The sequence below is a fragment of the Acinetobacter rudis genome (assembly GCF_031157835.1).
GTDB classification, from domain to species: domain Bacteria; phylum Pseudomonadota; class Gammaproteobacteria; order Pseudomonadales; family Moraxellaceae; genus Acinetobacter; species Acinetobacter rudis_A.
The window spans coordinates 23,309-47,866 of record NZ_JAVIDR010000021.1; the positions used below are offsets into that span (position 1 = coordinate 23,309).

Below are 24,558 nucleotides of genomic sequence, written 5' to 3' on the forward strand. Positions count from 1 at the left end.
ACATGACTCTAGACGTGATCGTAGGTACAGAACAGTTGAGACAACCCTGCTCTTTAGCGGAATCTTCTTAAAAAAGGCGTAATTTTTTAAAAAAACAACGGCATGTGAGCCTTTGGAGCGGTGCAGGGTCGCTGCGATGAACCAAAAAGGATCAGATAATGTAGAGGTAGATCGAAAGAAAGTGTAATCCAGCGCCTGCCAATACAAAAATATGCCAAATTGCATGGGTATATCTTACTTTTTTTGCAGCATAAAACAAGACACCAATACTATAAGCAAGGCCACCTGCAATAAGTAATTTTAAACAATCTGCACTTAAGTAGTGTCGCATATCATCCATTAAGAGTACTGCTAACCAACCCATTGCGAGATACGCAACCAGTGATAACTTTTGAAAGCGATGAATAAATACTAATTTAAATAATGTGCCCAAAGCAGCAATTAGCCATAGAGCAATGAGTAAATATTGTGCTTTTGCTGTAGGAATAGCAATAGTGAGAAAAGGGGTATAGGTTCCTGCAATTAAATAATAAATCGCCGTGTGGTCTAGTTTTTTATACCATTGACGTTTTTTCTCATCACGTGAATGGTGATACAAAGTTGATGCAGAAAACAGCAGCACCATACTAGCAGCATAGACGATTAGGCCTAGAAGTTGGGTTGCACCAAGCGTATATCCTTTCAGTAATAGCATGATGCCAGCAACAATAGCCAATACTGCACCAAGAGCATGGCTTAATGTATTGATTTTTTCTTCTCGTGGATCGTAATCCAAGGTGTTTGATACGGTCATAGCAGGATGACTCATTAAAAATACACTTGTATAGTAATATGCTTTATAAAATAGGTTAAGCTTTTTTTGTGACTGTTTGTTGTTTACAAGTTGAATTGAAAAGCCAGCACATTGTACTGGCTTTGGATTTGATTAAATTAACTTGGTTGTGTAACGAATAATGCAGTGAGTTTTTTTACAACGGGTAGAGCCAACAATAAACTTGGAAAGGCAATGATCCAAGACACCCCCCAAGCACTTAACCATAAAAGAAATTGAAAATGTTCAAAACCAAGACTTTTTAAGGTGCTGATACAAGACACAATACAGGTCATAAAAATAGAAAGTAACAGTGGCATAACAATACCATTGAAACGAGCAGGTAGTTTTTTAAAAGTTATTGTAGAAGACATAATAAGCTCCGTAAGTTGGTCTATCAGACATATGCACCAATAGACCCTGTACAACAATGCTGTACAAGTGTTGGTGCGTTGATTGACGTAAACGCTTACGGCTTTATGAAAAAGCGGTCGCACATATTATTTTTTAAACAAATCTACTTGTCAATAAATTTCAATTTATTTAATTGAGAAGTTTTCTAAAATAATTTCTCTCATCCAGCTAATTGCTGAGTCATTTTTAAATAGTTTGTGATAAAACAAGTTAACGTCAATCGTATTATATTCATTATGAATTTGAAAAATTTTAAACTGATTATAAAAGTTATAACGTTTGGCAATAGAATTGGGAATGATTACGCCATAGTCTGTTTTACAAATAATGTCAGGAACAGCACTATAATACGGAATCGTTATTTTGGTATTGAACTCAAAATCTTTTAAAATGTGGTGAATTATTTCTGAGTGTCCAGTGATGTTGGTATCAATTTGTACTAACTGTAGTTGTTTGAAATTAATCACTTCATCATTTTCTGAAATAAAAGGATGACCATCACGTAACATTAAAACAAAGTCATCTTGGAATAGTTTTTCAACCATTAAATTTTGATGACTTAACTTTGGAAAATTGCCAATTGCAAAGTCTATTTTTCCATCACGCATACACATTTCAATTTCTTCTTGTGGGCGTTGGACAACAGTGATTCTTGCTTTTAAATTGGATTGATCTAATAACATACACAGAGGAGGAATAAAGTAAGCTTGGGCAAGATCTGACATACTAATAATATAATTTTCTTTCTGTGGCAGATTGTTATTAAAGCCCTGATTGTTAAGTGATAGCTCAATGAGTTCTATTGATTTTTTGAGGTTTGGAATAATTTTATTGGTAAGTAAAGTTGGTTCCATTTTGCCATTACTGCGTACAAATAATAGATCTCCATAGGCAATACGAAGTTTTTTTAATAACTGACTAACTGCTGGCTGGCTGATTTGTAATTGTTCAGCAGCCAAAGTTAAACTTCGAGTGTCATATAAAGTACACAGTACTCGGATGAGGTTGTAATCAAACTTATCCATGCATATATCTTTGAAAGCGATTTTTAAAATGATGTTAGCAAATTGGAATTTTTAAACATAGGGTTTAATTTGATTTATTTTAAACTTTGTTTTGATATGGCTAAATAAATATAAGACCTGAAGATAAATCATCAGGTCTTATTGAAATCATTTTATGACATGAGTTTCTTTGCTAAATAATCTGGGTTTAAAAATAGTATACTTATGACCCCAACAATAATCATATAGATACCAATATATTCAAAACCATGGTTCATACCAATAATCAAATTTTCAGCCATTTGTGGGCTAAGTGCGACTCCTTTTGCGGGTTGAATATATCCAGCTAAATCCATTAGATATCCAACCATCGTTGGTGAAACAATCCCTCCTATAGAGGAGCTAGCAACTAAGGTTGCCATGACTGCTGCACGCTGTTTTGAGCAAACACTAAAGCCAACAGCCATGGTGGCTAAAGGAAAACACATAGCAAAACCAGCGGCAATGGTAATCAGCGCAATCAGAATATTACCCTGCAACAGCGGAATGAAATAAAAAGCCAGCCCAGAACATAAAACTAAAATTCCAAAGACGACGCCAAGAGAAGCATAAACAGTGCAGTCTTTTTTCATCATGACGCGTGATATATAGCCTGCTCCAGCTAAACTAATTGCTCCTAAAATCCAAGGTAGACTTGAGAGGGTCGCAATAATTTCAGGCGCAAAAGAACCAATCGAAGCAATGTATTTAGGTGCCCATGTTGTGAGGAAGCCTAATGACCAAAAACAACCCAAACCAGCCAAAAATGCAGCGATAAACATTTTGGAGAAAAAGATTTTAAAGATTGGAACAGGAGCTAAGCGATCAACATAGTTCGCAATACTCTTGCTGTTTTTGTCAACCTGAACAGGTGTAACTTGTTCTTCAACGTTAGCTTCGGTCTTGTTGAAATGACTATATGGCCCTTCTTTAAATACCATGGCCCAGATGATTGTCCAAACGAGTCCGACTAGACCAAGAAAACCAAATGCCCAACGCCATCCTAATTCGGGATGTGCAATGATATAGGCCAAAATAGGTGCAGCTATGACAGGACCAATTGTGGTTCCTGACGCAACTAAACTACTTGGGAAGCCTCGTGTTGTTGGCTCAAACCAACCTTGTACATGAGTCAAAGATATAGAAGAAGCGGGGCCTTCAGCTGCACCCAAAACAATACGAGTGATCAAGAGGGCCATTGCACCGCCGCCGAATAGCATTGGAAACTGTAAAATAGCCCAACTAACACCCATAATTAGAATGAGCCAACGCGTTTGAACCTTCTCTGCTAAGAAACCTACAATAATGCCAGATATGGCAAAGAGGAAAAAAAAGGAACTTCCAATAAAACCGAATTGTGTACTGGTCATACCCAATTCAGACATAACTGATTCAGCAACCAGTCCGAGGACTGCTTTATCGGCAAAGTTAATCATTTGAAATATGATCAGTAAAACCGTAATCAACCATGCACGTTTTAAATGACTTTTAGACAGTACTTTGTTTGAGTCAAATTGCATTCTTTCGCTTTGCATACTCATGCTATCTTCCTTAACGTAGGGTATGGACTAGAATTTAAAGGTGTAAGTGGTAATGAATCGATTTTCCTTAAAATCATTACCTAGATTATTGAGAGCGCCATACTTGAAGTCCGCTTTGGTATAACGCCATTCAAAACCTAGTCCTTTTAATTTGCCTTCGGGAACGGTATACATGAGCCCCACAATTTTTTCTGACTCTGTGTTATCCAGTAAATTGGGTCGCTTTATTCCACTACCATGGTGATAACTTAATCTGGTTTTTAAACCAGGGATACCTATACCTTTAAAGTCATAAATATAATTGGCATGCCAAGTTAATTCTTCTGGATTATAAAAGGGGAGATTAGACCAAGCCTGTAAATAGGGCTGTGGTGGATAGCCTGCTAGCGTTGGAAATATACTGTCACCAAAGTTTTTCTGAACACCTACGCTAAATGTATGATGATCTGTTGCAATGGTTGCCATTACCCCCAAAGCTTGACTGTCAATTTTTCCATAAAGTTTTTTTCCTTCCTCTTTGTTATGGAAGTAATTACTTTCTAGTTTAAATTTGAACTGATCAAAATTTTGTTTGTATGCAGCAGATACAAAATTTTGTTGGTAAATATCTTCAAGTTGACCAAACCAATATGAAGCTTGAAAATTAGGATTAAAACTATAGTCAAATCCCACCAAGTTGAGCCCATCACTTTCTAAACGATTTTTTTGGCCGTGTAGGCTGAGCTTTTCATAACGATCGTCATTACGTGCATTAATATGGGTAATACGTCCTGCCGTGATTTTTAAATTAGAAATCTCGGAAGATTCCAGCATAATTCCAGCATAAGAGGTGGGTAATTGACGTGAGTCATCAATAAATACCACTGGTGTTTTGGGGTTTAATTCACCAATCTTAAGCTCAGTTTTGTTGTATTTGAGTTTGAGGGTTAAACCATACTTAGCATAATCTCGATATTGTTCATTGCGCTCTTTATCAAAGGGTAAGTTTGTATCTGCACGTTCTTGATTATGGTCGCTAAGACGTAAAGCATATTTTAAACTTGCATCAACTCCCACTTGAATTGGGGTGTCGGTATAACCTGATTCATAACGTGCCATAATGCCTTGTGACCAGCTTCCCATATCCTTTGCTGTTGGGTCTGAAAATTGGCGATCAAAATAAAAATTACGCAGATTTACTGAAAATTGATCATCTTCTATGAAATTTGCGTAAGCAGAGGGTAAACCAAGCATGAGAAGGCTCATGCTGGTGCATATTTGAGTTAATTTCAATGTGGTATCCTTACTACATTCAATTAGTTAAATATCATGACTCAACGAGGTTAAGTCATTGCTGTTTTGAGACTCGGGAAAAAAAGATTAAATATCTAAAATTAAACGGTCAGAGTGTGAACGCGAACAACAGGCTAAAATTTGTTCATTGCTCTGTTTTTCTTCATCCGTTAAGTACACATCACGATGATCTGGTAAACCTTCAATAACATCGCACATACAGGTGCCACATACCCCTTGTTCACATGACTTTTCAACATATATGCCATGTTTAGCTAGCGCATCTAAAATACTTTCATCTGCTGCAACGGCAATGGTTTTCTGGCTTCGTTGTGCGACAACTTCAAAGCAACTCCCATGTAAGTCCACGACATTCTGAAAAATTTCACGGTGCATTTGTTCATTTGGGAACTGATGGGTTTGAGCAAGATCAAAGACCCAATCCATGAAGGGATTAGGACCGCAAGTATAGATGTGGGATGACTTGGCTAAATTGGGGAAAAGACGTTGTAAATAACTACGATGGTCTGCACCTTGGTTTTTGAAGTGAAAAGTTACATGCTGTGCAAAAGGGCCATTTCGTAGCTCCTCAATAAAAGCAGCTTGTTCAGAACTTTGCGCGCAGTAGTGCAGCTCAAAAGATTGATTCTTCTGTTTGAGCTGGTATGCCATACTTATCAGGGGAGTTATGCCAATCCCTCCACCAATTAAAATATGATGTTCAGTTGAATTCACTAATGGAAATAAGTTTTTAGGCGCACTGATCTTAAGTTGGCTACCTTGATGGAGATGATCATAGATATATTGCGAGCCACCACGCGAGTGTTGATCACGTAAAATAGCTAATCGATAACAGTGCTGTTGAGTTGGATCTTGACAGAGTGAATATTGACGAATCATGTCGTTGGGTAAGTGTAGTTCAATATGCGCCCCTGCCTCAAAAGGAGGCAGGTTTTCATTTGAACTTGATTCAAGTTCAATAATCGAAATGTCTGGTCCTGCGCTATAACGCTGCGCGACTTTAACTTCATATAATTGGTTCATCATATTCTCATCTTGAGCAGATCATGATTGTCATTCTTGGCTATACAGAGCAGAAGCTGTGAATTATAGAATGTAGCTAATTCCAGCAAGAGTATCGGTTGAGTTAACTAATCGAATGATTTTGCGATGAATTTTGAAACCACCTTCAGGCTGGTAGCGTAATTGATACGTCACATCTGCAGTGTAATGACGTAAATTTTCTTTACGGAATTCACGTAGGTTTTGTGCGCAGCGAAGAGTAATTAATTGATCTTCTTGCTCTATGACGCGGACACGAGAAATACTTCTAACAGTATTGGCCTTAGGTGAAGTTGAAATCGCTTCCCCATTTTCTAGACGTTGTACACGTAGCAGACGCATATGGTGATTGTCATAGGCATAATTCAGACTGTTTTCATAATCTGTTTGTAATGGATCAATGGGAATAATATAGGCTCCAGATTGCTCCCATAGATTTAACCAAGCCTGATATTCAGCATGGTCTAACATATCTGCTTCAGTCCAAATAAAGGCTGTCACTTCATTTAAGAGGTTAATATCGATCTTCATTGCTCGCTCCTTAAGCCGTCATCAACTTTTTCCATTGCTGATATGCAGCACGCATTCCCGTTTCTGCACTCACATCACTTTTTAAACCATCTTCTGTTTTAACTTCGCCAGGGAGACCGCGGTTTAACATGATCCATAGGTCATGGCCTGCATTGGCTCCATGTTGTACACGTTCCCATGCCTCGGCATCATCTGGAGTACCAAAACCAAATGGGCCTTGAAAATGTTCATGTAAACGTAAACGGTGTTGATTGGCGATTTGAGGGCCGCCATCCATGGTAATTACAGAGTGATGAATTTCGGTTTCATTAACAGACAGCGGCTGCATGACACGGAAAAAAGCCATTGAACAAGCAATGTTTGGGAATAAGTTTAAGTTAAAGCCAGTACCACCAACGGCTCTAACAATGCGACGTACCTCAAGTTCTTCATGACCTTCTTCACGTAATGCTTGTGCTAAATCACTGAAACGTTCTTGAATGGGACGTTCTAAAAGATCTTCCTCTAGATCAATTAGTTCTGGAATCATGACCATTACACTATGACCATGACCTAAGTCTTCAACAAAACCAGGTTGATTTTCAAAGTTAAATAATTCTTCGGTTTTATCGTCTACAGAACTTAGAAAAGACTTGTGAACCAAAGGAAAGTGGTAGGCATCTGTGGTATTTTCCAATTGGATTTTCCAGTTACCAGGGAAAGTAAAACGGTGTTCACCAAGCACTTTTACTGGGAAACCAGCACCTTGTTTCATGAAAAGATCAATCCACTTTTTGGCAGGTCCAAGAAACTCATCAAGACTCGGAATATCATGTTTAAATGTTGCGAAAATCATCCCGTTATACTGTTCAACACGTAGGCTGATCATGGGTAATTCATTCTTATCTAAACATTGACCATAGCTTTCTGGTGATGGAATACCACGTAGGCTACCGTCAAGTGCATAACTCCAACCGTGATAAGGGCAGACAAAGCTATTGGTTTTGCCTTTTTTCTCTTCACAAAGTGTTGCTGCACGATGACGACAACGGTTAAGTAATACATGCACCTGTTTCTTACGATCACGAACCACAACAACAGGTTGTGTACCAATATTCATGGTTTTAAAGCTACCGCTATCTGGAATTTCACTCGCATGTGCTACCCAAACCCAAGTGCTATAAAAGATTTTTTCCATTTCATCGTTAAAAATTTTTTCATCTTTATAGAGCGAAGTATGTACACGGTCACTTTGTACCAAACTGGCATAATCTATTTCGACATTTTGCAATGGAATTAAATTACTCATCTTAATCATCCTTTTTACTGGCCCTATTTAGGACTGGTCCTGAATTACGTGTGTTGATGGCACAGGTAGTTCCGCTGTGCTGTGCCAGTGGGATACTGGGCGGCTGAAAATGTTTTCAGTTTGGAAATGTTTGATTTTCCATGTGCCATCATGTTGTTGTTTAAATTTCACAGAAAGCTTGGCTGCATTTAAGTGGCTGCGCCCGTCGTGAAAACTGGAACATTGCAACATTTGCCATGTTGCGTCGGCTTCATCGTTGTGTACTTCGATTTGTTCTGAATTGACAAAATGTGCATTCATAACAAAGTGAGTTTGACCTTGGGTATAACGAAGAAACATGTCATGAATGGCTTGCCAAGAATCATAGCGGCCAAAGGACTGTGCATATTTCTCCCCAATTCCTTCCCAAATACTGTTGGCATCAAACAAGGCCATTAACTGCATTAAGTCTGTATTGGCATCAAGCTGATCGCAGATTTGCATATAACGATTGATACAATTACGAATCGAGTTATGTGCTTCTAGCTGTGCTAATCGATTAACAATATCTTGTATGTTCATGTTGCTGGCTCACTGTGTTGCTTGCGCTACAAGATGTTTTGCAATTAGGCATAATTTTTCATCTTCACCATGTTTGGTGATGATTTGTAGTCCAACTGGTTGGCCATCTGCTGTTTGTAAAGGTAAGGACAGTGCAGGATGACCAGACAAGTTAAATGGTCGTACGAGAGCAGTCAGCTGAAGTAATTGAGTTGTATGCTCAATTTGATGAAGTGTAGGTACTTGCTGCGGTAATGTTGGCAAAATGAGTGCATCAACCTGATCAAGAAGTTGGTCAATTTCTTGACGAAACAAATCCGCTATTTGTTGTGCATGCAGACAATTTTCTTTGTTGCTATTCACTGCATTTTTTAGACGAGATTCAACATCTGGTGCCAGTTTTCCACTTGGGATTAGGTGTTTGAAAGCTTGATAGTTTTCATAGTTAATGATGTGCATTGCAGCATCATAGGCTGCAGCTATATAACGTGAAGGTGCAGAAGAATGCTGCTGAATGCCTGCTTGTTGTAAAAAAGCATAAATACTTTGCCATATTGGTGTTTCTGCTCTGACATCTAATACGCGTAGTTTTAAATCTGCAAAATCGACTGCGGCAACTGCGGTTACATCAAAGCTAGGGTCCATCATAGACATGGCTTGAATGAGATGGGGGATGTCGGCTGCCAATGGGCCGACACAATCTAAAGAAGAGTGAGCGGGTAAAACACCTTTTCTACTGATTCGTGCAAATGTGGGTTTTAAACCAAAAACACCACAGCATGCTGCTGGCATACGGATAGAGCCGCCAGTATCCGTGCCTACAGCGAAATCACATAAACCAGCAGCAACTGCCACTGCTGAACCGCTGGATGATCCACCTGGAATTAAATCTGGGTATAAAGGGTTAATTGGCGTACCCGTATAGTGATTTATACCCGTAATTCCAAATGCCAATTCATGTAAATTGGTTTTTCCTAGAATACGACCACCCTGCTGAAGAATATGTTCAACAACATCGGCATGTTGACTCGCTAGGGGAGAGTCTTCTAAAGCCTGGCTTCCTGCCTGAGTTTTAGTATTTGCAATATCGATGCTATCTTTGACAAGGACTTTAATTTCACCCTGACCAAGTTCTAGCGGATGCACAATAACAGTCATAATCACTCCATGTTAATCTACGACTTATTGAGCAGAAGGAATAAATCCAAATGCTACGCTCGGATTTATAGTCTGAATGTCGGTGCTAAACAAATAATGGCTGCTTATAGAAGGTATTGAGTTATAAATATTTGATATAGTAATTTTAATTTTGTATTTAAAATCAATTTGTTATTTAATTTTATGGCCAGCATTAATGGTATATAAATGTCAGAACTTAGTGTTTGAAATGCTATTTATTCAAATGATTATTTTGACTTTGCATGTAGCGGCTTGGGCTTAAAGCAAGAATGCGCTGAAACATCGTGCTAAATGCAGCTGGGTTTTTGAATCCAAAGTCATAGGCAATTTTTTGAACGGGTTGGTTTTGCATGAGACGCTCTAAACTCAGAAGCACACAAGCATGTTGACGCCATTTTGAAAAAGACATTCCCACTTGTTGTTTAAATAGGCGGCTAAAATGTCGTTCACTGATATAGAGTTCAGCGGCTATTTGTTCAGGAGATAAATGAATATTGGGGGCTTTTAAAAACTGCTGACAAATGTTTAGTAGTTCTTTATTTTCGGGTAAGGGTAAATGTAAATCGATGCTTGGGGCTGCATGGAGTTCAGCTAAAATAAGATCGAATAATAATATATCACGGTGTTGAAATGGCTCATTAATGGTGGGAGCTGTTAATAATAATTGTCTAAGTAATGCTGAAATAGCTAAAACTTCACAATGTGTACTGTGTCGAGGGCTATGTTCAGCCTGTATATATAAACTGCAAGTTTTTACATTAAACATGGTGAGTTTATGTGGCACTTGAGGTGGTATCCAGACTGCACGTTCAGGAGGAATAATCCAGTTGCCTTGTGGTGTTTCTACATGCATAACCCCCTCGGCACCATAGAGCAGTTGTGCACGTTGATGGCTGTGCATTTCTAAGACGTGATGAGGGGCATACTGCGTTTCAATCGCAATAATTTTTTGCTCTAAATGTTCCACACTATGTATAGAAATTTGCTGCATAAAGAATGTCTGATTGGCGTAGTTGAAAGCGGAATATAACAAAATTGTCAGGTTAAAAAACCCATAGACTGTAATTTATTTAGAATGGATGAATACATTATGGAATTGTATTTATTATTACTCGTTGCAGGTTGTCTGAGTGGTGTATTAACAATCTTATTTGGTTTTGCCGGTGGTTTTGTTGTTGTTCCACTGGTATATACCACAATTCGTTTACATACAGATGCAGGGAGTATGGCGAATGAACTTGCTTTTAAAAGTGCAATTGCCACTTCATTGTTATTGATGATTATTAATTCAGCCTTGGCCAGCTATCAACAGTATAAAAAAGGGAAACTCAAATGGCCTTATATTTTTCCCTTAGCGTATTGGATTGCAGTAGGCGCTGCGCTGGGTACTTTTGCTTCATTTTATTTGTCTGCAAACTTTTTAAAATGGGCTTTTGTTCTGTATTTAGTTGTCACCATTGTTGATTGTGTATTTCGACAAATTAAGCACCCTCAACAACAGCAAGAGAGCAGCGCTAGATTGTTGACCACGCAAGAGCGTAGTGTGGGAGGAGTGATTATTGGTGCTGTAGCTGCTGCATTGGGTGTAGGTGGGAGTGTAATGACGGTACCTTTATTTCGTCGCTGTGGATTAGATATGTCTTCTTCTGTTGCTTTGGCTAATCCATTGAGTATGCCGTTGGCAATTGCAGGAACAATAACTTTTATTGTGGGGTATATGTTTCAACCAGTAGTACTCGGTACGCATTTTATTGGTTACTTTTATTATCCAGCATTGTTATGTTTGATTGTTGGTGGTTATATCGGAATGAAGATTGCAGGCCCATGGAGCAATAAACTATCTAATCGCACACATGAGCGTGGTTATATTGTGTTACTAACTTTGGTCCTCTTTAGTATTTTATAGCAATATTTAAAATGTCATGAGGCGGCTATTGGCATATATAGTGGTTTTGTCGATATGACGAATGATCTTCATGATTGTCTTGGCTGCTTGTATTAGGCCTATTATTTTTATTGTGAGATTTTATTAGGGAAGGAGACATCATAATGGATATGAATACATTTAATACGTTGGCACGTTATAACGTTTGGGCGACAGAAAAATTATTAGATCATTTACAACACATCAGTGATGATGATTTTTTTAAAGATCAAGGTTTATTCTTTAAGAGTATTTTTGGCACACTTAATCATATTTTAGTTGGTGAACATTATTTGTGGTTTGCTCGCTTTAGTCAGGGGCGTAATGAAGCATTAACGCTTGACCAGATTGTTATAGAAGATCGTCAACAACTGGTGACTACATTGCAGAAAAATTCACACAATTGGTTGGATTTTTTACAACAACTTGATCCTGCACTTTTACTTCAAGAGCTCCATTATTGTACGACTACAGGGCAAAAATTATCTCTGCCTTATGCGGCAACTTTACTGCATGTTTTCAATCATAGTACGCATCATCGGGGACAAATAACGGCAGCCTTGACACAAATGGGTTATCCATGTCCAGCGCTCGATTTGGTCTATATGTTGGTTGAAGAAAAGAACAAGCATTGAATGATTAAATTTTTATGAGGCTATTGGGGGGCATTTTGTTGTAAAGATTATTGGTATTTTGCCTGATTGATCTACATCTATTTTATTTGCATTCAGGAATTTATTAAAAGCTTATGCTTTATCACTTAGCTTTGCGTTAAAATGGCACAATCCTGATTTGAGTTTGAATTATGCAATCTGAGGTAAGCTATTCTGTTCAAGAACAACAATTTTTAGATGCTGTGGCACAGGCACTGACCTCGAAACAATTGCAACGTTTAACCTTAAGCCAATACCAAGGTGATTTGGTTGAGTTGGAAAAAATCACCTTACGTTTACTTGAAGTACAGCAACAAACTGTTATTAGTGCGTTGTATCACTATAAAAATAAAGATGTTACTCAGAATTATGCAGTGGATGAAGCACTTTCACATATTACTTTATTGCTTTCACAATGTAAGCAGGCCAATCTACTGACTGTTGATGCAGAGTGGCAACTCAAGAGAACCAAGAAAAGCGTCTTGCTAAAATGTCACAAACATAAGTCGAGTGCACAACAGACATTAGCGAATCAGTCGCATGACCGTGAGAAAAAGCGGTGGGTAGACCAACATAGCCCATTTTTGCACTACTTAGGGGTATGTGATGCTGAGGCAAAAGTGATTCCTAGCATGGCAAGAAAGTGGAAACAAATTAATAAATTTGTAGAGATTTTTGCACATGCAACTGATGTTTTAGCTGAGCAATCGCGTGCGACACATGTCGTGGATTTTGGTTCAGGTAAAGGCTATTTGACCTTTGCATTATATGATTATTTACAGAAACAGTTATATCAACCTCAAGTGACTGGGGTTGAACTCAATGACAAAATGGTGGCATTTTGCCAAGAAGTTGCAGATAAAAGTCAGTTTGAACACTTGCAGTTTTTTCAGGGCGATGTCCGCAGTTATGAACCAGAACATCTCGATGTCATGATTGCCTTACATGCCTGTGATATTGCCACTGATTTTGCAATTCATACGGGTATTCGTTTAGGTGCTTCAGTGATTATGTGTGCGCCGTGTTGTCATAAAGAGCTACGTCCACAAATGCAAAGTCCAACAATCCTTAAACCAATGTTGCAATTTGGTATTCATGCTGGACAACAAGCAGAGATGTTAACAGATACAATTCGCGCACTTTTGTTAAAAGCTTATGGTTATGAAACAAAAGTATTTGAGTTTGTTGCACTTGAGCATACCAGTAAAAATAAAATGATTTTGGCAACTAAGCGTAAAGACATGAGTGCACCCGATGCTGAGGTTATTGCCCAAATTCAAGCGCTGAAACAGCATTATGGTATTGAACAGCACTCACTGGAGTTATTGCTCAATAACCAATGGCAGGCGCATGATTTAGGTAAAAAGTGCTAAAAATAAATCGGATGAAATTATGAGTCAATTCACAGATCAGATAAAACAGGGAACTTGGGCTGAGCTAAAAGCAGATGCAAAGGCGATTCGTGAACAGGTTTTTATTATTGAGCAAAATATTTCTCCTGAAGACGAATGGGATGAACAAGATCCAATTTCACTGCATTTTGTTCTTTATCGTGAAGGACAAGCCATTGCAACAGCACGTTTGTTGGCTGATAACAGTATTGGGCGTGTTGCTGTATTAAAAGCTTATCGGGGATTGGGTTTAGGTCTATTCATCATGCAGGCCATCATTGCTGAGGCGCAGCGAGAGGGGCGTTCGGAATTGCATTTATCTGCACAGGTACATGCAGTTGAGTTTTACCGAGCACTTGGTTTTGAGCAACAGGGTGAGGTTTATTTAGACTGTAATATTCCTCACATTACCATGAGCTTAGCCTTTTAATCTCAGCTTAACCCTCTGTGAGGGTATAAGCGTGAGAATTTAGTTTAATGCCCTTGGTGTGCTTCAACCTGAGCCGCTGAGTGCTTCTCTTGAGCAATCTGACGTGCTTGATCTTGTTGTTTTGCTTCAGCCATCGCTTCTGCTGACATGGTTGGCTGTTGCTTAAACGCATGTTGTTGGGTGGTATGTTGTTTACTTGGCATATAGTCAGGTTCATTACTCATTGCCAAGTAAAATATACCTAAGAATAAAATACTTAACACCGTTGCAATGATCAGAGCTTTCCAGCCCCAAGGTGATTTTTCAGGAGAAAGGACTTGATTATTCATGCGTTTTTCCAAATAAAGCGTGTGAATATTGACAGCATCATAGCACAAGCTTGATCAACTGTTGCACATTACACCGAGTATTCTTATGGTCACCCTAGACTAGACCGAGAGTGACCATAATAAGTCTATTCAGCAATTGCAGTTTGATTTTGTACATGTTGGGACAATAATGCTGGTGCTTTAAAGCGCTCACCAAAGCGCTGTTCTAGCTCTTGGGTACGTGCGAGTGCTTGAGCTAAGCCATATTGATTCAGAAATTGGATCGCGCCACCAGTCCAAGCAGCAAAACCTATTCCAAAGATTGAACCAATATTTGCATCAATGACTGAGGTTAAGACACCTTCTTCTAGGCACCTTAAACTTTCGAGTGCTTGGATAAACAAGAAACGATCAATCATGTCTTGCTCACTCACTTCAACATGCGCTTTTTGCCAATATTGGAGCCCAGACCAAAGTCGTTTCTTTTCATGTGCTGGATAATCATAGAAGCCTGCACCTGCTGCTTTTCCTGCACGACCAAATTCATGGATCATTTTATCAATCACTTGATCCGCGGCATTTTTGACTACAGCATGTCCTGCTGCTTGTTGTGCTTTTCGCGCTTCATTCGCAACATGTTCAGAGAGTGTCAAAGAAACCTCATCCTGAATGGCCAATGGACCAACTGGCATGCCTGCTTTTAATGCAGCCATTTCAATTTTAGCTGGGTGTACGCCTTCAGCCAGTAAGCGTAAGCCCTCTTGTACAAATGTCGCAAAGACACGACTGGTAAAAAATCCACGACGGTCATTGACGACAATCGGTGTTTTTCCAATTTGTAAGACAAAATCGTAGGCCTTAGCCAAAGTTTCAGCAGAGCTTTGTTGCCCTTTAATGATTTCAACCAACTGCATTTTGTCTACAGGACTAAAAAAATGTAAACCAATAAAATGCGTAGCATCGCGACTGACTTGAGCTAAATCGGTAATGGGTAGACTGGAGGTGTTGGAGGCCATAATGGCATCGGCGTTTAAATATGGCTCTGCTTCTTGTGTTACAGTTGCTTTTAATGCTTGATTTTCAAATACGGCTTCTATAATTAAATCACTACCTGCTAAATCTTCAACTAGTGTTGTGGGTTGAATGAGTGCTAGCAGTTGATCTCGTTGTTCAATGGACATTCGGCCTTGACTGATTTTTTTATCGCAAATTTTTTGACTATAGGCTTTGCCCTGTTCAGCAGCATCAAGGCTAATATCTTTGAGGATCACTTTAATGCCTTTGTTGGCTATAGCATAGGCAATGCCTGCTCCCATCATGCCAGCACCGAGTACGCCAACTTGTCGTGCTTGCCATTGAGGAATACCTGTAGGGCGGCTTGCTCCAGACTTAATGGCATTTAAACCATGCCAAAAAGTAGTAATCATATTTTTTGAAATTTGCCCAGTAGCAAGGTGGGTAAATGCACGGCTTTCAATGCGTAGTGCAGTGTCTAGATCAACTTGAGCACCTTCAACAGCAACAGCCATAATCATTTCAGGTGCAGGATAGCATCCCTTGGTTTTATTTCTGAGCATTGCTGGAGCAAGGGCAAGCATTTGTGCTACAGCTGGTGTTTTAGGATCACCACCTGGGATTTTATAACCTTTTACATCAAAAACTTGTTGTGATTTTTCATGACTATTGATCCAAGCAATGGCTTTTTCAATAAGTAATTTTTCATTTTGAGCCGTGTCATGAATCAGTCCTAAGTTTAGGGCTTCTTTTAACCTAAATTGTTTTCCTTCAAGTAAATAAGGGAGTGCAGTTTGTAAACCCAGTAGGCGTACCATACGAATAATGCCACCTCCGCCAGGAAGTAGACCAAGTGTGACTTCAGGTAGACCGAATTTGGCTTGGGGGTTTTCTAGGGCAATACGATGGTGACAGCCTAAAGCGATTTCCCAGCCTCCTCCTAGGGCAGTACCATTTAGAGCGGCAACAACAGGCACACCTAATGTTTCTATATAGCGAAAGTGCTCTTTCATTTCTTCAACCATATGAAAGAATTCAGTTGCTTGTTCAGGTTGGACTTGAATGATTTCGTCTAAATCGCCACCAGCAAAAAAGGTTTTTTTAGCAGAGCACAATATAATACCCTTAATGGTATGTTCTGCTTTGAGCTGTTGTGTCACAGTGTTTAGTGCCTGACGAAACTCGGCATTCATGGTATTGGCAGATTGATTTGGAGAGTCAAAGGTTAAGGTGATGATTGCATCATGACTTTTACTGAATTGAATTGCACTCATGTTTGATCTCCTTATACCAACTCAATAATTGTAGCAATGCCCATACCACCACCCACACAAAGTGTGGCAAGACCACGCTTTTTACCTTGACGTTCCAGTTCGTCAAGCAATGTGCCCAAAATCATTGCCCCTGTTGCCCCAAGTGGGTGCCCCATAGCAATTGCCCCACCATTTACATTAACTTTTTCAGCAGGAATATTTAGTGCGTTGATAAAGCGTAGTACAACTGCTGCAAATGCTTCGTTAACTTCAAATAAATCAATATCATCTATACTTAGACCTGCTTTGGCCAGTGCTTTTTGAGCGGCTGGAGCAGGGCCAGTTAACATAATGGTTGGGTCTGTACCTACTAGGGCAGTAGCAAGGACTTTAGCACGTGCTTTAAGACCATGTTGTTTGAGTGCTTTCTCTGAGGCAAATAGCAGGAGTGCAGCACCATCAACAATACCTGAGGCATTCCCAGCATGGTGAACATGTTGGATATTTTCTGCTTCAGGATAGTGTTGTAATGCCAGCGCATCGAAGCCAAGTTGGCCCATGGTGGCAAAGCTTGGGTTGAGCTGAGCTAAGCCTTCAACTGTGGTGTTTGGTTTAATAAACTCATCACGCTCTAAAATGGTCACGCCGGCTTTATCTTTGACTGCAACAATAGAACGATCAAAATAACCTTGTGCTTGAGCATGTGCTGCTTTTTGTTGTGATGCCACAGCAAACGCATCCACCTGCTCTCGGCTATAACCATCAAGAGTTGCAATTAAATCGGCCCCAATACCTTGAGGTACAAAACCAGCCTTAAAGTTGGTTTCAGGATCCAATGCCCAAGGGCCGCCATCTGTGCCCATAGCAACACGTGACATTGATTCAACGCCTCCAGCGATAACCAAATCTTCCCAGCCTGAGCGTATTTTTTGAGCTGCAATATTGGCAGCTTCTAAACCTGAAGCACAAAAACGGTTAATTTGCATACCAGCAACATCATTGTGCCAACCAGCAGCAATGGCTGCGGTCTTGGCAATGTTGCCACCTTGGTCTGCAATAGGGGTAACACAACCTAAGACAATGTCATCAATTGCCGAAGTATCTAATTTTTGACGTTGTTCTAATGTATGGAGTAGCGTCGTAAGCAGTGTAATCGGTTTTACTTCATACAATGCGCCATCTTTTTTTCCTTTACCACGTGGCGTGCGAATCGCATCGACGATATAAGCCTCGCTCATGTTTTTTCCTTTTTATTACGCAAATATTAATCACTGGTGAATGACAGTGTAGTACATGGAAAAAAGAGTGCAATGACGATAATTTTATTCAAAAATGATGGTTTTGATCATTTTACTGAGCAAAAAGTAATTCGCCCAAGCCAGAGTAGGCTTGGGCGAAAATTAACTAGAGCGAAAATAATGCAGCTTGTGAAGTGACGTTAGAGTCAGAACACAAGAAATCTACACGCTAAGACATATAACCATGCAATTGGCGATAGAGTCCTGGCGTTACACCAGTCCATTTCTTAAACGCGCGGTGGAAAGTACTGGTTTCACTAAAACCAACTTGCTGAGCAACATCTTCTAAGGTCAGTTTTGGATTGAGCAAGAGATGAATTGCAGCATCACGGCGTAGAGCATCTTTAACGCCTTGATAGCTTTTACCCTCTGCAGCAAGACGACGGCGCAAAGTTTGTGGAGACAAGTAAAGCATTGAAGCAACATCGTTTAATGTTGGCATTTCTTCGCCAATTTGACTCTTGAGCACATCTCGGATACGTGAAGTAAGCGAGTTATTGTTTTTAAATTTAACCAGTAATTGTGCAGGAGCGGCCTTTAAGAACTCTTCTAAACTTTCATCGTTTTGGCGAAGGGGTAAGTCAAGATAATCGGCCGCAAAAGTAATTTCGGTACGTGGTGCATCAAACTGCATAACGGGTGCAAAGAATAGAGCATCATACTCATCTGCATGATTTGGGCGTGGGTAATTAAAGTGAACACGCTCTAAAGGAATACGTCGTTCAATTAACCATGAAGCTAGACCATGCCAGATCATTAGCATACTTTCGGTAATGTAGTGATCTGGATCCATGCTTTTTGGTACTAAAGGTACTAAACGCGCTTCATGTTTATCGCGTTCTAAAGTCACAGACCATTCATCACCAAACAGTTTATAAAACTGTGAAGAGAGTTCAAGTGCATCACCTAATGTTTTGGCATGCACAATAAGTTGACACATAATGGCAAATGTACCAAGACGGCGTGGTTGTATGTCAAAACCAACATGCTCATCTTGAGTCACCATCCATAACATGCGGATAAAACGCGTATATTGTTCTGGAGAAATACGGGCTTTGGGTTGGCGAAGCAATTCAGCCTCAATACCCACGTGAGACAACAAAGTTTCGACATCCATGCCCAAACGTTTGACGCCTGTCAATGCAGCATTGACGAAATGGATACTGATGGTATCCCGACTCATGTTAAATTCTTCAGTCTCTTTGATATTCACAAATATTTGACCCAAATGACGAATTAAATAGTTAAATTGGCAATTTACAACCAATCAAATCTGATTTTGCCATGTTAAATGGCAGAAATGAACAGGGTAAATGGCTGAAGATGACATTGTTTTTCAGTTTTTTTACTTTATAACATTATTTAAGCATATACGTGATCAAGGAAGAAACACATGAGTGGTGCTTTAAGTGGTTTGAAAATACTGGATTTTTCTGGATTATTGCCAGGGCCATTTGCCTCAATGTACTTCGCAGACTTAGGTGCAGAAGTTATACATATTGAATCACCCACTCGGCCCGATTTAGTTCGATTATTTGCACCCTATGTTTTTGGACAGTCTGCAGCATATAATTATTTAAACCGTAATAAGCAGTCGATTGCATTAGATTTAAAACAAGCCGAGAGTATTCAACTGATATACGACAAAATCAAAGATTTCGATATTGTACTTGAGCAATTTAGGCCAGGGGTAATGCAACGTTTAGGTTTGGATTATACAACTTTGGCAAAGCGACATCCTGGGCTAATTTACTGTTCAATTACAGGTTATGGTCAAACTGGAGATTATCAGCACCGAGCAGGGCATGATATTAACTACATTGCTCTATCTGGTATAGCAGGTCATAGCGGTCGTAAAGTCAATGGTCCACCTGCACAGGGCATCCAAATTGCAGATATCGCAGGTGGCTCTATGCATGCCATGATTGCCATACTCGCGGCAGTAATCGAACGGCAAAGCAGTGGCTTAGGACAGCATATTGATATCTCTATGACGGATTGTGTGGCCAGCCTCAATAGTATGGCCGCAGCCGCAAGTCTTGCAGGAGCATCACAACAGGTCGAAGGTGAATTATTAAATGGTGGAAGTTTCTATGATTATTATGCAACACGAGATGGTCGCTATTTATCTATAGGAAGTTTAGAACCTCAATTTCAACAGGGACTAGCGCAGGCTTTAGACTTGCCAATTATTCAAGAAAAGGGCGGTTCACTTGATGCAACTGATCGTGAGCAAGTTAAACAAGCCATCACAGCCCGTATTATTCAACAAGATTTAGCTTATTGGCAGACACATTTTGCCAATCTTGATTTGTGTGTTGAGTCTGTACTGAGTTTGGATGAAGCCTTACATTCCGAATTGGCACAGCAACGACAATGGTTAGTAGATGTACCAATAGCGCCACACAGTCAGGAAACTGTCAAACAGATGGCATGCCCAATCAAATTTTCTCGTTCCAAAATGCGATATCACTATATAGGGCAAGCTTTAGGGCAGGGGCAATGGCCAACATGAAAGTGATAGATTAATATCTAATCTACTGATATTCCAAATAATATATTTAGGCTTCAAACTTTAAAACGCTAATTAAATGTAATAGAGCTTTGCAACTCATTGGAAATTAGCAATAATTAGCACTCGACTAAAGTCTAGTATTTTGGAAATTGGGTGGTTGGAATGGAATTAATACAAAAAAATGGTCAGCCACATTATGGACGGTTTAAGCAAATCCCACGTTCTATACGTGCAGAGCGTTATGTATATAAAACTCCTTATGGAAAGATGCTTACAGGCTGGCGTAAGCAACTAAAATATAAAAAGTTTAAGTTTTGCAGTATTCAACATGAGCATTACAGTATTGGTGTTGCGATTGCTGACATTGCTTGGATGGGTCATGGATTTTTCTATATTTATGATCATGAAACAGCGCAAGTACAAAGTTGGAATGCGAATCAATTTTTAGCACGGAATACGGTTGTAGATGAACAGCCATTGTTTAATCAGAGCCATTTTAATCATGCGCCGTATAGACTTGAAATGCAGCATGCTAATGGTGTGCGCTATATCCAAGTTCGTAAACATGACGATATCAAACTTAAAGCGAGAATCTTTTGTGCAGGCACAGATCCTTTAAGTATGTGTAGTCCCACTGGAATTAATGGTTGGACTTATACTCAAAAATTAACGACTTTGGCAGTTGAGGGCTTTTTTCTTGATCGTCATCAGCAACAGATTGAGTTTAATCATCAAAGTTTAGCTGCATTGGATGATACTTGCGGTTTTTTACGCCCTGAGACAGCGTGGTTTTGGTTGTCTTGTAGCTTTTGGGATCAGTTAGGTCGTCGTATTGGCCTGAATTTGGCTTCTGGCGTTAATGAAAGCTATGGGAATGAAAATGCACTTTGGATCAACGGTGTCCTTTTTCCTTTAACGGACATTTTATTTGAGCAAATAGATGAACAGACCTGGTGCATTCGCTCTATTGATCAGGGTCTTGAGCTTAAAGTTGAAACTGGCTGGCGTCGGTTTGAAAGTTTAAATCTACGTTTGGTTGGTAGTCAGTTTAGTCAATGGCAGGCACGAATTAGTGGCCATATTCGTCCAATAGATGCTCAACGAGGGATTGAGCTTAATGCTGAATATGGGGTGCTAGAGCAACATTATGCTAAATGGTAACAGCAAGGATCTTGCTGTTTAATTCGTTGTGTTTTCATTGCCTTTTTAACTCAATCTCTTACCCTGTTGTGCTGCTTGCCAAAAGGCTTCGCCTGCTGCAATGGGGTCCTGACTTTGTGCTAAATGGTCAACCCATACCTGATACTGTGCAATGACAGGATGCTGATTGGGGTGGAAATCTGATTTGAACCAATCTAAATAAGGTTTTCTCATTGCTGAAAGAATACCTTTTCTACCTAAAAACCAAGGTAGTCCTTGAGAGGTCATTTTAATCCGTTGCCAGGTACTAAAACCATCATGGCGAAGCATGACGTTGGCCCGATATAAGGTAAAATGAAACATCATGAATGTAGTAAAGAGCAAGGCAAATTTACGTAAGTATTCTGGCACTTGAGCAATATCTTTCATGACATCAAAAGCGACATCGCGATGCTCCATTTCTTCAATAGCGTGCCATGCTAGCAATGCACGAACGAAAGGATGTGCTTCACGCATCGTATCTTGTTGCTGATAAAAAGTGTGTGCCATAAGCGCGGTTAAGTGTTCCGCTGCTGCTGTCATTGCAATATTGTATTGTGCCGAACGATTTTCGAGTTCAAATTTAAAGATGTTACGTAAAACACCAATAAAACGATCGACAGGCATCCCTTGTTGACGCATCACATCATTCATTTGGTCATGGGCCAAGCCATGTTGCGCTTCTTGACGAATAAAATCTGCAACACGTTGTTGTAAATCAGGATCAGTGATTTGATCTCTAAATTGTCGTACAGATTGAATGAAATAGCGTTCACCATCAGGAAAGGTGAGACTTAAAGCATCAAAAATGCGCGTTCTAAAGGGATTATTTGCAAACCAAAAACGTGGGATATGTTCCAGCTTGAAATCTAAATTGCTACGTACCACTGGCCGCGGTGAAGTGATCATGGTATTCATTTTATTTTTGACACCTAACTTAGACAGAGTTTTAGTATGCCAATTTAAAAGACATTTGTTCTTGACCATATGGGTCATTTTATATGCATTTTATGACAATTTGTATTTTCAACTTTGTTTTTTGTTTTAATGAGTGGGGGGAGTTGGGATTGAGTCGTTGTTTGATTAAGTAAAAATAAAAAAGAGCTCAGTAATGTGTACTGAACTCTGAATCTTTTGCCCTAAAAGATGAATTATGCGGTCTTGAGGCGTGGGTAACGGAAGATAATGGCTAAAACAGCGAAGATCGCGATAATCCAGCAATAATACACATTGCCCATGAGTTCAATTGGGGAGATTTTTGCAATAGAACATGCCAAGAGTAATTGAGCGCCGTAAGGAATCAGACCTTGAACAACACAAGAAAAAATATCCATTAAAGCCGCAGCACGTTTAGGATTTACTCCATATTCTTGAGCCACGCCACGTGCCATATCCCCCGATAAAATAATCGCAACCGTATTATTCGCAACAAAGAGATTGGACATGACGACCAATATACTAATGCCAATTTCTCCAGCACGTTCACGCCCAACTTTAAATAGTGCTGTTAATTGGTAAATACGTTGAATGAGCCATTCTAACCCACCTTCCTTTTGTAACATGGCTGATAGACCACCAAGAAACATAGAAAGCAATGCAACTTCAAACATCCCTACAAAACCTGAATAGATGGCTTCATTTACTTGAAGGAGACCAAACGCAGGTTGAATCAACACCCCAATCACAACAGAAAGTACAATACCAATGCAAAGTACGGCAAGAACATGCAGACGTGAGAAAGCAAGTATAAATACAGCTAAGTAGGGTAAAACAAGCCACAAATTATAGCTGTTATGGCTGATGTGTTGGGCGTCATGGCTATTGAAGAGATAAAACAGTAACGTTGAGATGGATGCTGGAACAGCAATCCAAACATTGACTCTAAATTTATCGCGGAGTTCGACATTTAAACTTCTTGTTGCGGCAATGGTGGTATCCGAAATCATGGATAAGTTATCACCGAACATAGCACCACCAACAACGGCACCAATTGCATATGCTGTACCAATATCGGTTGCATGTGCAAAACCAAAGGCAATTGGGGCACAGGCTGCAATAGTCCCCATGGATGTTCCCATTGCTGTTGCAATAAATGCAGAGATGACAAACAACATGGGGAGTACGAATTCAGCTGGAATAATCGAAAGACCAAACTGAACTGTTGCATCAACACTACCAATAGCACTTGTGACACTGGCAAAAGCACCTGCAAGCATGAAGACCATAAACATTAAGATCAAGTTAGCATGTCGCGCCCCTGATAAAAATGTTTCAACAGCAGTATTGAGTGATCCTCTATACATTAAAATAGCCAACATGATTGCAGGCAATGCAGCTACGGGTGCTTTCATTTGATAAAAAGCAAAGGCTGTACCAATAATGGAGTGATAAATACCACTTCCTAGAAATATGGCTAAAAAAACAATAAGCGGTAATAGCGCAATGCCACGGGCTTGCACTTTATCCGTTGTCTGTGTGGTCATAATGAAAAATCTAAGGGCATGAAAACAACAAGCCGCATAGTATAAAGCAGCTTTCTATATTTCGATAAGAATAAATCAGTTGTACTTGCTCATAGGGGAGTGTGAATAAGCGTGATGGCGTGAGTATATAGCAACATATTTAAATGTTTTGGCTTGTTTTTTATGCGTTTTATTATTGAATACAGGGCTTTTAGCAGGGGAGCTATGGTAAAAAATAGATTTGAAAATAGCGCAAAATTAGGAAGCTTTGATCATTGTGTGGGGCTTAAAAATATAGATAAATGTAGCAACTGGGGGGTAAGCATATCATGTATATGTTTTGTGCTATGGATTGACCTGTTCAATTTTGAAAAAATAGCGTTACAATGCAAGCTGTTGTATGTTTACCAAGAAACTCCTCAAGCATTAACACTCTAAGGAAAGTACATC

Annotated in this window: 24 protein-coding genes; 7 read left to right on the forward strand and 17 right to left on the reverse strand. The window is 39.5% G+C overall.

Annotated elements, in window-relative coordinates; all coding sequences use genetic code 11:
• Positions 1 to 151: 151 nt before the first annotated feature.
• The 11 genes from trhA to RFH42_RS14375 all read right to left on the reverse strand — a co-directional run bounded on the left by trhA (position 152) and on the right by RFH42_RS14375 (position 10,672).
• Positions 152 to 793 (reverse strand): PAQR family membrane homeostasis protein TrhA, encoded by a 642-nt coding sequence (gene trhA / locus RFH42_RS14325; protein WP_308976494.1) that lies wholly within the window; start codon positions 791 to 793, stop codon positions 152 to 154.
• A 137-nt stretch (positions 794 to 930) separates the two neighbouring features.
• A complete protein-coding gene (locus tag RFH42_RS14330) occupies positions 931 to 1,185 on the reverse strand; it encodes a DUF2798 domain-containing protein (protein WP_308976447.1) in 255 nt (84 codons plus the stop codon).
• 165 nt (positions 1,186 to 1,350) lie between these two features.
• On the reverse strand, positions 1,351 to 2,250 hold the full coding sequence (locus RFH42_RS14335; RefSeq protein ID WP_308976448.1) for a LysR family transcriptional regulator: 900 nt from the start codon (positions 2,248 to 2,250) through the stop codon (positions 1,351 to 1,353).
• A 152-nt stretch (positions 2,251 to 2,402) separates the two neighbouring features.
• Entirely contained in the window at positions 2,403 to 3,809 is a 1,407-nt protein-coding gene (locus RFH42_RS14340; protein WP_308976449.1) for an MFS transporter, read from the reverse strand.
• A 27-nt stretch (positions 3,810 to 3,836) separates the two neighbouring features.
• The gene (locus RFH42_RS14345) at positions 3,837 to 5,042 is read right to left on the reverse strand and encodes an OprD family outer membrane porin (RefSeq protein WP_308976451.1); all 1,206 of its coding nucleotides are present in this window, start codon (positions 5,040 to 5,042) and stop codon (positions 3,837 to 3,839) included.
• Positions 5,043 to 5,168: 126 nt separating this feature from the next.
• Positions 5,169 to 6,125, reverse strand: coding sequence for a PDR/VanB family oxidoreductase (locus RFH42_RS14350; protein WP_308976453.1), 957 nt, complete (start codon positions 6,123 to 6,125; stop codon positions 5,169 to 5,171).
• A 63-nt stretch (positions 6,126 to 6,188) separates the two neighbouring features.
• On the reverse strand, positions 6,189 to 6,674 hold the full coding sequence (locus RFH42_RS14355) for an aromatic-ring-hydroxylating dioxygenase subunit beta (protein WP_308976455.1): 486 nt from the start codon (positions 6,672 to 6,674) through the stop codon (positions 6,189 to 6,191).
• A 10-nt stretch (positions 6,675 to 6,684) separates the two neighbouring features.
• On the reverse strand, positions 6,685 to 7,962 hold the full coding sequence (locus tag RFH42_RS14360) for an aromatic ring-hydroxylating oxygenase subunit alpha (protein WP_308976456.1): 1,278 nt from the start codon (positions 7,960 to 7,962) through the stop codon (positions 6,685 to 6,687).
• A gap of 27 nt (positions 7,963 to 7,989) precedes the next feature.
• Positions 7,990 to 8,523, reverse strand: coding sequence for a nuclear transport factor 2 family protein (locus tag RFH42_RS14365; protein WP_308976457.1), 534 nt, complete (start codon positions 8,521 to 8,523; stop codon positions 7,990 to 7,992).
• Positions 8,524 to 8,532: 9 nt separating this feature from the next.
• Positions 8,533 to 9,660 (reverse strand): amidase, encoded by a 1,128-nt coding sequence (locus RFH42_RS14370; protein ID WP_308976459.1) that lies wholly within the window; start codon positions 9,658 to 9,660, stop codon positions 8,533 to 8,535.
• A gap of 232 nt (positions 9,661 to 9,892) precedes the next feature.
• Positions 9,893 to 10,672, reverse strand: a complete 780-nt coding sequence (locus RFH42_RS14375) for an AraC family transcriptional regulator (RefSeq protein WP_308976460.1) — start codon at positions 10,670 to 10,672, stop codon at positions 9,893 to 9,895.
• Positions 10,673 to 10,771: 99 nt separating this feature from the next.
• On the opposite strand from RFH42_RS14375, the gene RFH42_RS14380 reads away from it, so the two are divergent.
• The 4 genes from RFH42_RS14380 (at position 10,772) to RFH42_RS14395 (ending at position 14,079) form a co-directional block, all read left to right on the forward strand.
• A complete protein-coding gene (locus RFH42_RS14380; RefSeq protein WP_308976462.1) occupies positions 10,772 to 11,587 on the forward strand; it encodes a sulfite exporter TauE/SafE family protein in 816 nt (271 codons plus the stop codon).
• A 143-nt stretch (positions 11,588 to 11,730) separates the two neighbouring features.
• On the forward strand, positions 11,731 to 12,240 hold the full coding sequence (locus tag RFH42_RS14385; protein WP_308976463.1) for a DinB family protein: 510 nt from the start codon (positions 11,731 to 11,733) through the stop codon (positions 12,238 to 12,240).
• A 170-nt stretch (positions 12,241 to 12,410) separates the two neighbouring features.
• Entirely contained in the window at positions 12,411 to 13,631 is a 1,221-nt protein-coding gene (locus tag RFH42_RS14390) for a class I SAM-dependent methyltransferase (protein WP_308976464.1), read from the forward strand.
• Positions 13,632 to 13,650: 19 nt separating this feature from the next.
• Positions 13,651 to 14,079, forward strand: coding sequence for a GNAT family N-acetyltransferase (locus RFH42_RS14395; RefSeq protein ID WP_308976465.1), 429 nt, complete (start codon positions 13,651 to 13,653; stop codon positions 14,077 to 14,079).
• A 44-nt stretch (positions 14,080 to 14,123) separates the two neighbouring features.
• Here RFH42_RS14395 and RFH42_RS14400 read toward each other — a convergent pair whose 3' ends face one another.
• From RFH42_RS14400 to RFH42_RS14415, 4 genes are all read right to left on the reverse strand, one after another.
• Positions 14,124 to 14,408 (reverse strand): hypothetical protein, encoded by a 285-nt coding sequence (locus tag RFH42_RS14400; protein ID WP_308976466.1) that lies wholly within the window; start codon positions 14,406 to 14,408, stop codon positions 14,124 to 14,126.
• A gap of 125 nt (positions 14,409 to 14,533) precedes the next feature.
• The gene (locus RFH42_RS14405) at positions 14,534 to 16,675 is read right to left on the reverse strand and encodes a 3-hydroxyacyl-CoA dehydrogenase NAD-binding domain-containing protein (protein WP_308976467.1); all 2,142 of its coding nucleotides are present in this window, start codon (positions 16,673 to 16,675) and stop codon (positions 14,534 to 14,536) included.
• Positions 16,676 to 16,686: 11 nt separating this feature from the next.
• Positions 16,687 to 17,892, reverse strand: a complete 1,206-nt coding sequence (locus RFH42_RS14410) for an acetyl-CoA C-acetyltransferase (RefSeq protein WP_308976469.1) — start codon at positions 17,890 to 17,892, stop codon at positions 16,687 to 16,689.
• 229 nt (positions 17,893 to 18,121) lie between these two features.
• Entirely contained in the window at positions 18,122 to 19,135 is a 1,014-nt protein-coding gene (locus tag RFH42_RS14415) for an AraC family transcriptional regulator (protein WP_308976471.1), read from the reverse strand.
• A gap of 210 nt (positions 19,136 to 19,345) precedes the next feature.
• Between RFH42_RS14415 and RFH42_RS14420 the strand changes: the two genes are divergently transcribed.
• Together RFH42_RS14420 and RFH42_RS14425 are read left to right on the forward strand one after the other, a co-directional pair.
• A complete protein-coding gene (locus tag RFH42_RS14420) occupies positions 19,346 to 20,467 on the forward strand; it encodes a CaiB/BaiF CoA transferase family protein (protein WP_308976472.1) in 1,122 nt (373 codons plus the stop codon).
• Positions 20,468 to 20,629: 162 nt separating this feature from the next.
• Positions 20,630 to 21,628 carry a DUF2804 domain-containing protein gene (locus tag RFH42_RS14425; protein WP_308976473.1) on the forward strand — a complete coding sequence of 333 codons (999 nt, stop codon included), beginning with the start codon at positions 20,630 to 20,632 and terminating at the stop codon, positions 21,626 to 21,628.
• Positions 21,629 to 21,673: 45 nt separating this feature from the next.
• Here the strand turns inward: RFH42_RS14425 and RFH42_RS14430 are convergent, their stop codons facing one another.
• Entirely contained in the window at positions 21,674 to 22,564 is an 891-nt protein-coding gene (locus RFH42_RS14430) for a metal-dependent hydrolase (RefSeq protein WP_308976474.1), read from the reverse strand.
• A 233-nt stretch (positions 22,565 to 22,797) separates the two neighbouring features.
• Positions 22,798 to 24,129 (reverse strand): Na+/H+ antiporter NhaC family protein, encoded by a 1,332-nt coding sequence (locus tag RFH42_RS14435; RefSeq protein WP_308976475.1) that lies wholly within the window; start codon positions 24,127 to 24,129, stop codon positions 22,798 to 22,800.
• A 162-nt stretch (positions 24,130 to 24,291) separates the two neighbouring features.
• On the opposite strand from RFH42_RS14435, the gene RFH42_RS14440 reads away from it, so the two are divergent.
• Positions 24,292 to 24,546 carry a hypothetical protein gene (locus tag RFH42_RS14440; protein ID WP_308976477.1) on the forward strand — a complete coding sequence of 85 codons (255 nt, stop codon included), beginning with the start codon at positions 24,292 to 24,294 and terminating at the stop codon, positions 24,544 to 24,546.
• The last annotated feature ends 12 nt before the right edge of the window (positions 24,547 to 24,558 follow it).